Below are 16,554 nucleotides of genomic sequence, written 5' to 3'. Positions count from 1 at the left end.
ATCGTGAACGGCGTTCACATCCAGGCTGCCCACGCTCACATTGGCGCCGCTGCCGATCCCGGCCTGCACGTCAACGCTGGTGATGGTCCGGGCGGTGGTGCCGGCGGCAGCCACCAGCAGGCCGCCGGAGCTGGCCTGGCTGCGGGCCAGCAGCGTATCCTTGCCATCGGCCCGGATGCGCAGCAGATCACCGCTCAGGGTGACATTGTCCCCCAGCCGGGCGGCAATGCGGCCCACGCTGCTGCTGCTGGCTTCCGACACACCGGTGCTGACCCCGGTGCTGACCGAGAAGCCGGTGCTGTCCGTCAGACCGCTATTCACACCATTGGCCAGCAATTCCACCTCAGCGGCCTTGATGGTGCTGGTGCCGATCAGGGCCTGCACATCCGTGGCCGCCGTGAATTTGCTCACCGAACCGGCGGCGGCGGCGGCAATCAGCCCCAGGCTGGTGGCCGTCGTGTTCACCTTGGCATAGCCGGTGGTCTGCCCCTTGGCGCTGACGGAAAGGTCGCCCTTCAGGTCAAAGGTGGAACCGGCAATATTGGCCAGCACCGCATTGGCGATGAGACCCGTAGCATTGGCGCCACCACCGGCCAGGGAGAAGCCGATCGCAGCGGTGGCCGCGACAGCGGCGGCAGCGGCATCAACATAGACGACAGCGTTGTCGGTGGCCGTCACCACACTGTCGCCCGTAGCCGTGACCTGGGCATTTTCCACCCGCGCGCTGATCCGGTTGCGGATGGTGGCATCGGCCAGGGCGATGCCCAGCGATACGGAGCCACCGAACGCACCGAAGGCCGCCGCGATGGAGGAAGCGCGGGTGTCGGTGACGATGACGCTGTCATCCGTGGCGCGGACGATCAGGCCGCCACCCAGCACGATACCGCTGCCCGTGCTGTCCAGCACCGCTGCCGTCACCTCAGCGGCAGACAGGTTGGTGCTGTTGGTGCCGGATGCGGCGGCACCACCCGCCACCGCTCCCCCGCCGATGCCCAACGAACCGGCATCCACCGTGGCCGCGATTGCGGCGCTGTTGCGCGCCGTGACCTGCAGGTTGCCCGCCGACTGCACAGCGCTGCGCTGGACGATGGCCGACACCACCGCGCCATCATTGCCGCCCAGACGGTTTTCCGCTGTCGCCACGCCGACTGCAACCCCCACACCAACGGCGCCGCCACCGATACCGGCGGCCAACGACGCGATGGTCGCCTTGATGGTGGCGCTGTTGATGGCATCCACCGTCACCGCACCGGTGGCCGTGATGGCACTGTCGGTGATATAGGCGCGGGTCTTGGTGTCGATCTGATTATTGGCATCGGCACCGGCCCCGGCAAAGCCGACGCCGACCAGCCCGCCCCCAACGGAGGCAGAGGCCGCCACGCTGGTGGCGAGGATTGTCGCATTTTCCTGCGCCAGCACCGACACGCCGCCGGTGCCGGCCTTCACGGCATCGGCATTGCTGATGCCGGCTTCCACCACATTGCCGATGATGTTGGAGGCAAGGCTGATGCCGACGGAGACGGCAACGCCCACCGTGCCGAACCCGGCCGCCAGCGAGGCAGTACCCACGGTGGCGTCGATCAGGGACTTATCGCGCGCCGTGACACCGATGCCCAGCACATCCATGCCAGCCGCACCATCGCCATCAATATAGGCGCGCACATCCGTTTTGATGCGGTTTTCGGCATTGGCGCCGGCGCCGGCCAAGCCCACACCAGCCACACCGCCGCCGGCCACCGCCACCGAACCGGCCAGGACCGTCGCATCGATGGACTGGTCGGCGGTGGCATCGATGGTCAGCGCCCCGCCCGCCTTGACACTGCTATCCTTCACATAGGCATGGACCGGGGTCAGAGCCTCCACCAGGTCCACCCGACGCCACAGGCTGGCATTGCCGTAATCCTGCGTCAGCAAGTAATTGCCGTCGGCCTCACCCGGATCGACGATGGCATCCTTGCCGATATATTCATAGATCTCGCCCGCCCGCGCGCCCTTGGCGATCTTCACCCGCTCACCCTTGTTGATACGGGCCGGCTCCTGCGCCGTGGAGTAGTTGAAGGCCACGTCGCTGGTACGATAGCCGATGATGTTGCGGGCCAGCGACACGCCAATGGACGCGCCAACACCCGCCGTGCCGCCGCCAGCCGCCGCAATGGCGGCAGACAGAATCGTGGCGTCGATGGCCGAACTGTTGATGGCGTCGATATCCACCTTGCCGGTGGCGCTGACATTGCTGGACTGGATGAAGGCGCTGGTGCCGGTCCCGATGATGTTCTGGGCATCCACACCCGCGCCGGAAACCGCCACGCCAGCCACACCCCCAAGGCCGATGGCCAGGGAGGCGGCGGCCGCCGCCGAGGTGATGGCCGCTTTCGAGGTGGCCGTCACAATGACGTCACCACTGCGCGCCGCCGCCCCCTTGTCAGCCCCCCGGATAAAGGCATCCACCGTGCTGTCAATGCTGTTGCGCGCCAGCGCCACGCCGACGGAGATGCTGACACCCGCCGTACCGCCCAAGGCGGCCGAGAGGGAGGCCGCACCGGCAAAGGCCCGGATGGTGGAGGTATCGGACGCGGTCACGGCGATGGAGGCCGCGTTATAGCCACCAGCCAGCCCGCCATCCATCGTGGCGGCCACGGCGGAGCCAATGCGGTTTTCCGCCAGCACACCCGATCCGGCTGCCGCCACGCCGGCGGTGCCACCACCGGCAATGGCCACAGAACCCGCCAGCACAAAGGCGCCGATGGCCTGGTTGGCATTGGCATTCACCAGCAGCTTACCCGTGGCATCCACGGCACTGCTGACGATATCCGCCCGCACCGATCCCAGCTGCGCCCCATATTCGCCGATGCCGATATAATTGCGCGCCACAGCCACGCCGATGGAGACACCCACCCCGGCACTGCTGCCGGCCCCGACCGACAACGCAGCGGAAACCACCGTCGCCCCCAGCCGGGTGGTGCTGGCAGCATCCAGCGTCACATCACCGGCCGCCCGGACCGTGCTGTTCCGCAGGCTGGCCTTGGTCTCCGACAGATTACGGTTGACCGCCACGGCCCCGCCGCCGGCCACGGCCACCCCGTTGCTGACCCCCAACCCGATGGAAAGGGCGGCAGCGGCAGCCACGACATTCATATTGGTGGCCGATACTTCCAGCAGACCCGGATTGGCCGCCGACTGGCGCAGCACATAGGCGGTGCCGTTGGCGGTAATGACCTGCCAGGCCTTGCCTTCCTCCAACTGGGCAATCTTCAGCGCTGGCTCCACCAGCCGCCAGAGGGCGGTGTTGGTGAAGTTGGCACTGGAAAGGTCCAGCGTGCCGTCAGTACCGATATATTCGTAAATGCGGCCGCCCGTGCCGCCGTTAGCGTAGCCTGTCTCCAGCTTGACGGTCTGGCCCTTCTTTACGTCCGTGCTGCCATCCGCCGTGGTGTGGGTCCAGCTGATCCCCACCGTGTCGCTGGTCGCCAGCCGCAACCCGGCCCGCTGCAGCCCGCTGGCCAGCGCACGCAGGGTTGCCGCGTCGGCAGCACCGTCAACCTCATATTCATTGACATTGCTTGTGTCAGCATTGTCGCTGTCGCGGCTGGTGGCATTATCCAACGCCGCCGCGCTCAGCCCCAGCCCGGCCAGATCAAGATCGAGCAGCTTGCGCCCGCTGGCCGTCGCCGCCACCGTCACGTTGCCCGTGCTGGTGGTCATGCTGCCGACATTCTGCACATAGGCTTCGGTAACGCCGGTAATGTCATTATAGGCCAGCGAGAGGCCAAGGGAGACGGCAACCCCGTTGCTGCCGCCCAACCCGGCCGACAAGGAGGCCGCCCCCGCCACCGCATTCAGGCTGCTGCCATCCCGCGCCGTCACCGAGACGGAACCCGCCTTGATGCCGCCCTTGGCGTCGCCATCAATGAAGGCACGGGCATCAATACGGATGCTGTTTTCGGTGTAGGAGCCGGCAGCGCTCAGCCCCACCCCCGATGCGCCCGCCGAAGCACCGACCGACACAGCCCCCGCCAGAACGGCGGCGGAGATGGAGGCGCTGTTATCCGCCGCCAGTTTCAGATCTCCCGCCGCATCGATGCTGCTGTTGCGGGTATAGGCATAAACCTGCTGCGCATCGGCCAACTGATCGGCCTGCTGCCACAGGGTACGGTCACCATAATTCTGGGCCCCCAATTGCGGGGCGGCCAGATTGTCGCCCATATAGCGATAGACATTGCCCGCCAGCGGCCCGGTGGCCACCCGGACGAGATCACCCTTCTTCAGCACTGGAACCAGCTGGGCGCTGGTGTAATTGGCCGGCACCTCCACATGGTCGGCACCGATGGTATTGAACGCCACCGCCAGACCCAGCGCCACTGCCGGGGCAGATTTGCCGCTGATGGACACCGAAGCCGCCGCCGCGCGGGTCAAGGCATCAATGGCCGAACTGTCGGCCGCCAGCACGCTGACATTGCCACTGCCACCCGCGCTGACCGCGCTGTCCTGGATGAAGGCATTGGTGCGGCCACCAATGATATTGGTGCCCATCGCACCGCCGCCGCTGAAGCCGCTGCTGCTCTTGACGCCGGCAGAGATACCGATGGCCGTCGCCGTGGTGCTGGCATCAATGTTGGCATTGCCGGTGCTGCTGACGGTGATATTGCCGCTCTTGCTCTCTACCTTGCCAATACGGGCCAGATAGGCCTGCTGATCACGATTGATCTGGTTGCGGGCAACCGAGCCCCCCAGGGAAGCTCCGGCAGCACCGGAGAAGTTGGCACCAATTGCCACGCTGGAGGTTGCCACATCCGCCAGGATGCGGCTGGCATCATCGGCGGTTACGTTGATATCCCCTGTCTTGGCCGTCAGGCTGGCCGTATCGGCAATATGGGCGTCAGCCTGGGTGCTGACGCGGTTCATCGCGATGGTCGCACCGATGGTGAGCGTGCTGGAATTGCCCTGTGGGGCGACATTCGCGCTCGTGCTGGAATTCAGGATGACAGCATCAATCGCGGCATTGTTATGCGCCGTGACGGAGACGATATGACCAGCGTCGATTGTGGCCTTGTCCACCGTCGCCAGCACGCTGGCCGGCTTTTCGGTCCCCAGGGTAGCACCCGTCAGGGCCTCAGCCGCGCTGGCCCACATGCTGGCAACGTCCCAGCCGACGGCGTTGAAGGCCATCGTCACACCGAGACCAAAACCAGATGATTCCATCTGGCTGTCGAGCGTCGCCTTGATGATCGAGTCATTGGCGGCGTTGACACGCACGTCATGACCGGCTTCCAGCACGCTATCGCTGACTGTCGCGGCGGCACCAGAAAGGACCTGGTTGGTGGCGATCACGCCATTCAGGGCCCAGGACGTTCCCTTACCCGCCAGATTGGCGGCGGATGCCTTCACATCGCTGGTATCGGTTGCAAAAATGGAAGCGCGCTCCAGCGCCTGAACCAGGATATCGTTGCCGGCCGTCAGGCGGACATTCTGCACCTTGGCATTCACATTACCGCGCACATCGTTGCGCGCCAGCAGCACGCCGATAGCATTGGCACTGGTCTGTGAGAAGTTCTGCGGCACCCCCACCGGCAGGCTGTCCGGGTTGATCTTGCTGACCGGCACCCAGCGGCTCATGTCATTGTAGTTCTGGATGGATAGATCCAACTGCTCGGTACTCACCGGAAGGAAGGCATAAGCGCCCCCGGCATCGCCCAGAACACGCCGCCACAGCTTGGTATCGGCAAAGTCAGTTTCACCCAATACATCGTCGCCCGTTAGCGGCGTCTCGCCAATATAATCAAATATCTGGCCCGCGGTGGCGCCCTTCAGGTCGAAATCCAGCTTGACGCGATCGCCTTTGTTGATGACTTCCGGCGCCTGAGAGCTGGTGAAATCAACCGCATCCAGCAGAACGATGTCGCCCCGGCCCACACGGCGCACCCCGGAGCGGTCGGTATAGTCGATACCCAGGACATCCAGCAGTGCGTTATTCAGCACTGTGAGCACCTGGAGGCTGGAGGCAGAAGCAACCGTGATGATGGTGATATCGGATTTGATGTTGGCTTTGTCGTCCGCCGTTACCGAGACATCGCCTTCTTGGGCCGTAACCGCGCGCTGTGTCGCATTGCGGATTTCTGCCTTTGCATCACTGTTCACCATATTGGTGGAAACGGTAACGCCGCCCGCCGTTACGCTGGTGTCTGCGCCGATGCCAAAGCCCATCTCGTTGCTTTCGGTCTTGTTCGACACGAAAGACGTGATACTGGCGGCAGACCGCGCATTTACCGCCACATTACCGGACGCGCTGATGCTGCTGTCCTGCACCAGGGCACTGACGCTGGCCGGCTGCGCTTTGGCCAGCACATTACCCCCAAGCAGGGTATCAAGGACCGCAAACAGGATATTCTGGGCCTGCCAGCCGACAGTATTGAAGGCCAGCGTGGCACCGATGGATGTATCACCGGTCGCCGTGGAACTGAAGTTCTTGGCGTTGATACGGCTGTCATTCAGGGCAGTAACGGCGACATCGCCATCTGTCGCCGTCAGGCTGCTATCCTTGGCCAGCGCCTGAACGTCGCTCAATACCAGATTGGTGGCAACGACAAAGTTCTTGCCCGCCTCCTCGCCATCGCCGCCTGCACCGCCGCCCAACGCCTTGACCTCGGAATTGTTCAGCGCCTGCAGGCGGGAGCTGTTCCTGGCATCCACGGTGAGGGAGCTGCCATCAGCGGTGACATTCTCCACCCGCGCCTTGACGTTGGAGCGCATATCGTTGCGCACCACCAGTGCGCCAACGGCACTGGCGTCTGAAGGGCCGAAATTGATTCCATCCGGAACGATCCGCGAGGCGGTATTGCTCTTCCAATAACCTGTATCGTCGTAGTTGGCCGTGGAGAGATCGACCTCTCCATCCTCGCCCATATAGATAAATGTGTTGCCGGGGTCGCCACCGGCATCATGATTGCCGGCCACCCGGACCATGTCGCCGAATTTTAGATTCTGCTTGCCATCGGACGACAGATAGGCCGTCTGCCCGGCAGCCAAAAGATCTTCCGCTGGGTACAGCTTGTTCACCACCCCCTTGATGACCCCCACACCCCCATCATTGGTGGTGACGGAGTTGGAAACCAGCCGGACATTGGAATAAATCCCGGACTGGTCGCTTGCCGCCACGGTGAGAGCCCCCTTGGCCTTCAGCGGCTGTGTCTTGCCGGCATCGGCGCTGACATGGGCATCAGCGTCAGTCGCCAGCATGTTGGAGGCCAGCACCAGCCCGGCGGCCCCACCTGTTGCCCCAAACAGAGCCGAAGCGTTGGAGGAAGCGGCATTGCTGTTGGTGGCATTGATCTGCGCGGCAAGGGTGGCCTTGACTGTTAGATCGCCCCCCGCCTCAACATTGCTGTTTTCGATGTAAGCAGCCACCTTGGCCGGGCGGGCGGTACCAATATCAGTGCCCAGCAGCGCATCCAGCGTATTGAACAGAACGTTCTGCGCCTCATAGCCCAGGGCATTGAAGGCCAGCACGGCGCTGACCCCTGTAGCGCCGGTCTGCATGATGGCCTTCAGCTTGGCATCAATGGCTGACTTATTGTCCGCCAGCACGGAAACATCACCAGCGGCCCGCAGGCTGCTGCGGGTGACGCCGGCCACCGCACTGCTCAACACTGTGTTGGTGACCACCATGGCATTGACGGCCAGCGAGCTGCCGGTGCCGAAGGCGCTGCCGCCGGACGAGGTGGCAATGCCGGTGCTGAGCGCCAGCAGTTCAGCCGCCAGCCGAGCATCCACCAACACCGAGCCGCCGGCGGTCAGATTGGTGTTATTAATCGTCGCCCTGGTATCGGACACGACATCATTGCGCACCACCAACCCGCCAACACCCATGGAGGGCGATTCGGTGATATTGCCGATGTTGGGGATGATGGAGCCGGGGTCGAGATTGGTGATGCGACGCCACCGGGTCCTGTCGGCGTAATTTTCCTTGGCGAGATCGACCGATGCCATGTTCGGCCCGACCCAGGCATAAACACCCCCCTTGACGCCTCCGCTTTCATGGGTCGAGGCAACGCGCACTCGCGTGCCAAATTCCACGCCAAAGGCTATCGCACTCTTCTCCAGCGTCCGTACACCGGACAAGGAACTGTAATCGTATCCATTCAACGCTTCATTGATCAGCCCGCCCACCAGGCTGGCCCCGCCATCATTCGTCGTGCTGGAAACGGCCTTCACATCGCTGGTTGCCCCTATTGAAGCGGCATCCGTCGCCGTCACCGCCACATCGCCGCCCACCTTGGGCGTGCCAGCCACCGTGCCGCTGTAATCGATATAGGCATCGGCCCGGCCGCTCACCATGTTGGTGGCCACCACCGCGCTGACCGCAAAGCCCGACGCGTTGAACAGCGCCGACGCCGCCGAGCTGGCATCATTGCCCACCGTGGAGGTGATCGCCGCCTTGTTATCCGCCGTCACCGACAGCTTGCCGCCCACATCCAGCGCCGTGTCGGTGATGCTGGCCAGCACGCGCGCCGGCTGTTCGGTGCCGATATTCGTCCCCAGCAGCGCGTCCAGCGTCCCCGTCAGCAGGTTCTGCGGCACATAGCCAACCGTGTTGAAGGCCAGCGTCACCCCGACCGCGCCATTGCCCGTCTCGATCACCGCCTTGGTGTCGGCCGCAATCGAGGCATCGTTCAGCGCCGTCACCAGCACATCACCCGTCGCCGTCACCTGCGCCTTGCCGATCTGCGCCACCGCCTCCGACAGCACCGCATTGGTGGCGATCACCCCGTTGATGGCGATATTGGTACCCGACCCATAGGCGCTGCCGCCAAAGGACTGGGTCAGCGCGTCGGCCGTCGCCGTGATATTGGCCTTCTCATCCGCCTTCACCGACAGGGTGCCGGCCCGCACCGTCACATCCGTCACCTTGGCCGAGGCACCGCCCCGCACCTCGTTGCGGACAACCAGACCGCCCACGGCCACCGCATCGGAATCACTGACATTGAAACCCGTCGGCAACAGCTGCGTCGTCTTCAGCTGACGCCACAGATCCTGATTGCTGAAATCCGTCGCCGTCAGGTCAAGCTGTTGCGTCTGACCCAGGAAGGTGTACAGCGCATTCTCGTCACCGCCCGCCTCATGGCCGGCAACAACACGCACCACCGCCCCGAAGCCCAGCTTCTGCTTGCCGTCGCTGCTCAGGAAATCAACCGGCGTGGCCTTGTTGAACAGGTTGTTCACCAGCCCCACGCCGCCATCATTGGACGTCGTCGTCGACGACACCATCTTGGTGTTGGAATTGATCCGCGCGCTGTCCGTCGCCGTCACCGACACCGTACCCGCCGCCGACATCTCACCCGACGTCGCCTTGGTCTGCCGAACATAGGCATCCGCCCGGCTGCTCACCAGATTGCTCGCCAGCAGGCCGCTATAAGACGCACCGCTGGCCCCAAACAGGGCCGACGCCGTCGTCACCGCCGCATTGCTGATCGTCGCATTGATCAGGCTGTCCGTCGTCGCCGAAACCGTCAGGTCACCCTTCAGGTCAAGCCGAACATCCTCAACATACGCCGTCGCATTCGCTGCCTGCTCCGTCGCAATCCCCGTCCCCAGCAGCGCATCCAGCGTATTGGCCAGCAGATTCTGCGGCCGGTAGCCCAGCAGGTTGAAGGCCAGCGTCACACCGGCCGACTTCTCACCCGCCGAGACCGACACGGTCGCCGTCGCATCCATCGCCGCCGCATTGTCCGCCGTCACCGACAGGCTGCCCGCCGTAACCGCACCTTCCGTCACCGTCGACAGCGCCGAGGCCAGCAGCGTGTTGGTGGCAATCGCCCCACCCACCGCCAGCGACGAACCCTTGCCAAAGGCACTGCCGCCGGACGAGCTGGCCACACCTTCAACATAGGCGATCAGCTGCGCCCGCTCCGTCGCCGAAACGGAAACATTACCCCCAGCCACCAGCGACTGGTTATGCAGAGAGGCCTTCGCACCGCCCGTCACGTCGTTGCGCATCACGATGCCGCCGACGCCGATCGCCGGCGAATCCGTCACATTCCCGATGCCCGGGAACATGGCGGAGAAGCTCATCGTATCCACCCGCTCCCACAGGCGGCTATCGCTATAATCCTGCGCCGTCAGATCAATCCGGGCAGCATCACCCCGCCAGCGATAGACACCACCGCCGACACCACCCGCCTCGTGGGTGGAAGCCACCCGGACCGCCGTGCCCTTCGTCAGCGACTGCACCCCGGACAAGGAGCTATATTTATATTCCTCCAGCGCCGCATCAATCAGCCCGCCCACCAGGCTGAAGCCACCATCATTCGTCGTGCTGGAAATAGCCTTCATCGTGCCGATGGCATTGATGCTGCTGGCATCCGTCGCCGTCACCGCCACATCGCCGCCCACCTTGGGCGTGCCGGCCACCGTGCCGCTGTAATCGATATAGGCATCGGCCCAGCCGCTCACCATGTTGGTGGCCACCACCGCGCTGACCGCAAAGCCCGACGCGTTGAACAGCGCCGACGCCGCCGAGCTGGCATCATTGCCCACCGTGGAGGTGATCGCCGCCTTGTTATCCGCCGTCACCGACAGCTTGCCGCCCACATCCAGCGCCGTGTCGGTGATGCTGGCCAGCACGCGCGCCGGCTGTTCGGTGCCGATATTCGTCCCCAGCAGCGCGTCCAGCGTCCCCGTCAGCAGGTTCTGCGGCACATAGCCAACCGTGTTGAAGGCCAGCGTCACCCCGACCGCGCCATTGCCCGTCTCGATCACCGCCTTGGTGTCGGCCGCAATCGAGGCATCGTTCAGCGCCGTCACCAGCACATCACCCGTCGCCGTCACCTGCGCCTTGCCGATCTGCGCCACCGCCTCCGACAGCACCGCATTGGTGGCGATCACCCCGTTGATGGCGATATTGGTACCCGACCCATAGGCGCTGCCGCCAAAGGACTGGGTCAGCGCGTCGGCCGTCGCCGTGATATTGGCCTTCTCATCCGCCTTCACCGACAGGGTGCCGGCCCGCACCGTCACATCCGTCACCTTGGCCGAGGCACCGCCCCGCACCTCGTTGCGGACAACCAGACCGCCCACGGCCACCGCATCGGAATCACTGACATTGAAACCCGTCGGCAACAGCTGCGTCGTCTTCAGCTGACGCCACAGATCCTGATTGCTGAAATCCGTCGCCGTCAGGTCAAGCTGTTGCGTCTGACCCAGGAAGGTGTACAGCGCATTCTCGTCACCGCCCGCCTCATGGCCGGCAACAACACGCACCACCGCCCCGAAGCCCAGCTTCTGCTTGCCGTCGCTGCTCAGGAAATCAACCGGCGTGGCCTTGTTGAACAGGTTGTTCACCAGCCCCACGCCGCCATCATTGGACGTCGTCGTCGACGACACCATCTTGGTGTTGGAATTGATCCGCGCGCTGTCCGTCGCCGTCACCGACACCGTACCCGCCGCCGACATCTCACCCGACGTCGCCTTGGTCTGCCGAACATAGGCATCCGCCCGGCTGCTCACCAGATTGCTCGCCAGCAGGCCGCTATAAGACGCACCGCTGGCCCCGAACAGGGCCGACGCCGTCGTCACCGCCGCATTGCTGATCGTCGCATTGATCAGGCTGTTGGTGGTGGCGGAGACCGTCAGATCACCCTTCAGGTCCAGTCGCACATCTTCAATAAAGGCGGTTGCGTTGGCCGGTTGCGGCGTCGCAATTCCCGTACCCAGCAGCGCATCCAGGGTAGAGGTCAGCAGGTTGCGGGGGCCATAGCCCAACTGGTTGAAGGCAACGGTGGCCCCCGCCGTTGCTGCATCCGCCTTCATCGACATGGTGGCGGTGGCATCCAGGGTGGCGGTGGTATCAGCCCCAACCTTCAGGTCACCTGCCTGCACGCTGCCATTGGTGATGCTGGCGCTGGCCGCACCCAACAGGCTGTTGGTGGCGATGATGCCACCGGCCGCCACCGATGCCCCCTTGGCAAAGTAAGAGGAGGCCTTGGAAGAGGCAACACCATCAGCATAGGCAATCAGCGTGCCCCGCTCGCTGGCCGACAGGCTGACATTGCCCTCTGCCGTCAGGCGCAGCCCGTCAATGCCTGCCGTGGCACCGCCGGCCACACTGTTGCGCATGATGATGGCACCAGTGGCCACCGCCACCGATCCGGTCAGTTCCGTCAGTTCCGGCAAAGCATCGCGGGCGGACGGCACATCGGCCCGCACCCAGCGCGTCTTGTCGGCGTAGTTCTCCGCGCCGAGGTTAATTGTGGAACCGCTGGGGCCAACCCAGCGATAAACCGCCGTCGTCACCCCACCCGCCTTGTGAGCAGAGGCAACGCGGACGGTCTGCCCCTTCTTCAGCGTCTGTTCACCCGAAAGCGAGCTGTAATTGTAGGAGGTCGCCGCCGTTTTGGCCAAAGCGCCCAGCAGGCTGTTCTCCGGATCGTTCGTGGTGCTGGAGACGGCCTTCAGGATGCCTGTTGCCTGAATGGAAACATTGTCGTCGGCCGTCACCGCCACATTGCCGGCAACCGTCATGTCACGGGCTGCACCATTGCTGATCCCGGCCTTGGCAGCACCGGCAACCGCGTTCAGTGACAGGGTCATGGCGCTGGAGAAAGCGGCCCCCCGCAGCAGCGCAAAAGACGCCGCCGTGGCATCATTGCTGACACTGGCCTTGATGCCGGCCGTGTTCGAGGCGGTGACGGCCAGGTTGCCGCCCACTGTCAGGCTGCTGTCGGCAATACTGGCCGTGGCGTCAGCCGGCGTGGCGGTGCCGACGCCATCCCCCAGGAATGCGTCCAGCGTCGTGCCCAGCAATGACGGTGCGTCATAGCCCACCGTGTTATAGGCCAGCACGATGCCTGCGCTGGTATTGGACTGAATAACAGACTTATTGACAGCCTCAATGGTGGCGCTGTTGGTGGCATTGATCGTAACGTCGCCGCTGACGGTCAAGGTGCTTCCCGACAGGGTGGCACTGGCCCCGCCATTGACGGCGTTGACGGCAAAAACACTGTCGCTGGCAACGGACGGCCCCATCAGGCTGACCAGCCCCACATCCACCGCCTTGACCACCGCGTCGGTGGTCGCGGTGATCAGGGCGGCTGCCGACGCCTGGATATCCAGCGAACCGGCCTCCAGGGTGATATCGCTCACCGCGGCACGGGCGCCGCCCGCGATCTGGTTGCGGGCAATGGTGCTGCCGCTGGCCGTGGCCCTGGCCGCGAGAACATCCATCCCGTCCGCCATCAACGGATCGGTCTTCGCCTCTGGCTTCCAGAGGTCGAGATTGGCGTAATCTTGTTGCGAGAGGTCCAGCGTGGTCGCCTGGCCCAGATAGATATAGGTGGTGCCGGGCGTACCACCGGCCTGGTGGCCTTCCGCCACCGTCACCTTGTCATTGAGTTTGACGGCGATGCTCCCCTGGCTGGATGCCAGGGTGGGGGCGGGGCTGGTCCCCAGCAGTTCCGCCGCCCGCGCTGCGGCACGGCCGCGGCGGCCATTTTCCTGATCAGTGGCAATGGTGGTCAGTTTGATATTGGCATTGATGTCGGCCTTGTCCTTGGCGGTGACACTGCTCTTGCCACCGGCCTTGACATTGTTTCCCGTCGTGCTGCCAGCCAGCAGAGCCTCCGCCCCACCGCGCACCCGGTTGCTGGAAAGCATCAGGGAGGAGGCAACGGAGAGCGCCCCCATATTGACAGCCGTGTTGCTGACCGTGGCATTAATGGCGGCAGCGGCTTCCGCCGACACCGCAAGGTCGCCGGTACTGGTGACATCGGAACGGATGATGCGGGCCGCGACCAGCGGCTTGTCCGTGGCCAGCGTGCCGCTGCCCAGGGCCTCTGCCAGATTGTTGAAAAACCCGTCGGAAAGCGCCACACCCAAGCTGTTGAACGCCAGGGTTTCCGCCCGGGTCGCACTGGCGGCACCGGTAGAGGCGGCAGAAACATCGGTGGTCGCGTCGATGGCGCGCTGATCGGTGGCGCTGACCCGCAACCCGCCCCCACCGGCCGTGACCGTGCTGTCCATAATCGTGGACTGTACATCGCCCTGAACCGCGTTCCAGGCATAGGAACCGCCATAGCCCAGGCTGGCCGGCAGAAGCAGCACCCGCGACAGTACCAATGCGTCCGTCTTGGCCACCATGGTGGCGTCGCTGCTGGCGGTGACCGTCACGGAACCCGCTGCCAGGACAGAGCCTGAGACACCGGCCGTCACGCTGCGGTTGATCGTATTGTCGGCCCGGGCGAGCCCCAGATTGATGCTGACCAGCAGGTTGGGATCTGTTTCGAAATCTGCCGAGTGGGCCAGGAAGACTGACTTGTCAGCTGCCTGCACCGTGATGCTGCCATCCGCGACATTGACCTTGCTGTCCACCAGCTGGGCGGTGATGGCCCCCGTCACCTGGGTATCCACCGCCTTGGCCCGGGAGGTGACGGCGACCGCCCCTTCCGCCGTCACCGTCATGGCGCCGGCATTGATGGTGCTGTTGCTCACCCTCGCCCCGACCGTGTCGGCGGCGATGCTGAGTTCGTTACTGCCGGACAGGCGGGAAGCCGTCAGCGCCTTGATCGAGCCGCCGGACAGGGCGGAGAGGCTGACCGCCCCCACCGCCGCGCCATTGATCGCACCGACATTGGTAACGGCACCGTCACCGCCCAGGGTCGCAGCGGTGGTGCGGGAAAGGGTGATGCTGGACTTGAAACGGTCAAAACCGTCCAGCGACTTGATATTGCTGTCATCCAGCGTCACCGTCACGGCAATCGCGGTATGATCGCTGGCAGCCACCTGCAAGCCCTGGCCCGCCGCGTTGCTGCCCACGCTGATGCTGGCCCCCGCCTGCACGATGGCCTGGGTGTTGTTGGTGACGCTGATGCTGGCCTTGCCGCCATCCCGGGGGCGGCTATCGATGGTCAGCGACTGGCTGTTGTCCGCCGTCAGGGTGACCGACCGGGCCTGCAGCACGGCCGAGCCGGTAATGGTGGCCGTGGCCCCCGCCACCACGCGCGTATCGACCACATCATAATCACCGCTGGCGATGACGGATGTGTCTCCCCCCACGCTGGCCGCAGCGATCAGATCGCCAGCAATGCGGATCGTGCCGGCAATGCTGATGCCGGCGGAAAGGTCCAGATTGACGCCCCGGTCGAAACGGCCGGTGGCGGTTGCATCGGCCCGCAGATTGATATCGCGGTTGCCGGTGATGGTGGCGCCATCCAGCACCACGATGCGCTCAGCCTCCACCGTCAGGCTGGTATCACCCAGGTCCAGCGTATCTAGCGTCACCGCGTCCCTGCCATCCAGCCCCCGGATGGTCAGGGAATTGCTGGGCTTCAGGAAGGTGATATCCTCGAATGTGCTGCCGGACAGGATCAGCTTGTCACCCGCCATGGCCAGTTTGGCGTCGGCATCATCGCCATTGGTCATGGTGATGACGCGATCAACCGTCAGCGTATTATCGATGATCGGTTCCAACCCGGCATAGCTGACGGTCACGCCGTCGCGGCTGATGATACCGTCAGCGGGGCTGAAGGCCTGGAACAGCAGCGACTGGTAATTGCCGCCATCCAGCACCAGCGTATCAAAGCCCCGCGCCCCGCCATCCATCACGCCCAGAAGATGGCCTTCCGCCTTCAGGATGAACCGGTCCTGGCTGTCGGCGGCGCCCTTCAAATCCTCCACACCCCGGAAGCTGATGGCACGCACATCGCCGCTGCCTTCCCCGGAAATGGTCCAGTCCGCATCCCCGCTGACCAGGGCCAGCCGGTCACGCCCCGCCCCGGTATCCAGGCTGAAGGGGGCATTGCTGCCATCCTCGACGATCACCTGATCATTGCCACCGCCCAGGATCAGGCCGGAGACGCCCCGCACCTCGATGAAGGAGGGGCCGAGATCCAGGCCGGGCTGACCATCGGCAGTGACATCCAGCGGCGTTTCCCCGATGCGCACCACACCGGAGGCGCTGACCACCACGGAAACGTCACCGGAGAACCAGGAAAGGTCCAGCACGCCATGGTTGATACTGTTCAGCACCGCCTTTTCGCTGTCGGCCGCCGACAGACCCAGGCGGCTGCCGGCTTCCCCGTGCAAAGCGACCGTCACCGGCGTGCCATCGAACAGCTGATCCAGCCCGCTGCCCTGTTGCGCCTGCAATGTCTGGCCGGCCGGGGCCGCCAGCAGGCTGGCCCCGGCCCCGAGATCGCCCGGATTGTCGATGCGGGCATCCAGGGTGATATTGCCGACCGCCAGGGATTGTGCCGCCATATCGGGGGTCAAGGTCAGCGCGATGGCATCGCGCGGCGCCTGGTCCGCCTTGATATCCGCCTTTTCCACCGCCTTGTCCGGGTTGACAGCCGCACGGCTGGCATCCATCGCCACCAGACCGGCAGCGCCATTGGCACTGATCAAGGCGGGGTTGTTCAGGCTGTCCAGGTCGGCACGGGCCTGCCCGGTCATCAAGGCCGCCGTCTGGGCGCCAAAAATGCCGTCGGCCGACAGCAGCAGGCGGGGTTCCAACTTCTCAATATGGAACGGGTTGGCCGAATAACGCCGACGCCGACCGCCACCGGTCAC

The 16,554-nt window shown here is 64.5% G+C and carries 1 protein-coding gene (cut by a window edge); it reads right to left on the bottom strand.

What is annotated here, in order from left to right; all coding sequences use genetic code 11:
* A protein-coding gene (locus CHB97_RS17035; RefSeq protein WP_160105960.1) for an LEPR-XLL domain-containing protein crosses the window boundary here: on the bottom strand, window positions 1–16,554 show its beginning. It extends 21,921 nt beyond the left edge of the window; only the first 16,554 of its 38,475 coding nucleotides appear in the window; it begins with the start codon at window positions 16,552–16,554; its stop codon lies beyond the left edge, outside the window.

Source organism: Azospirillum sp. RU38E (assembly GCF_900188385.1).
GTDB lineage: Bacteria > Pseudomonadota > Alphaproteobacteria > Azospirillales > Azospirillaceae > Niveispirillum.
The sequence above is the reverse complement of the archived record's forward strand: the minus strand, read 5'-3'. Positions and strand labels throughout refer to the sequence as shown.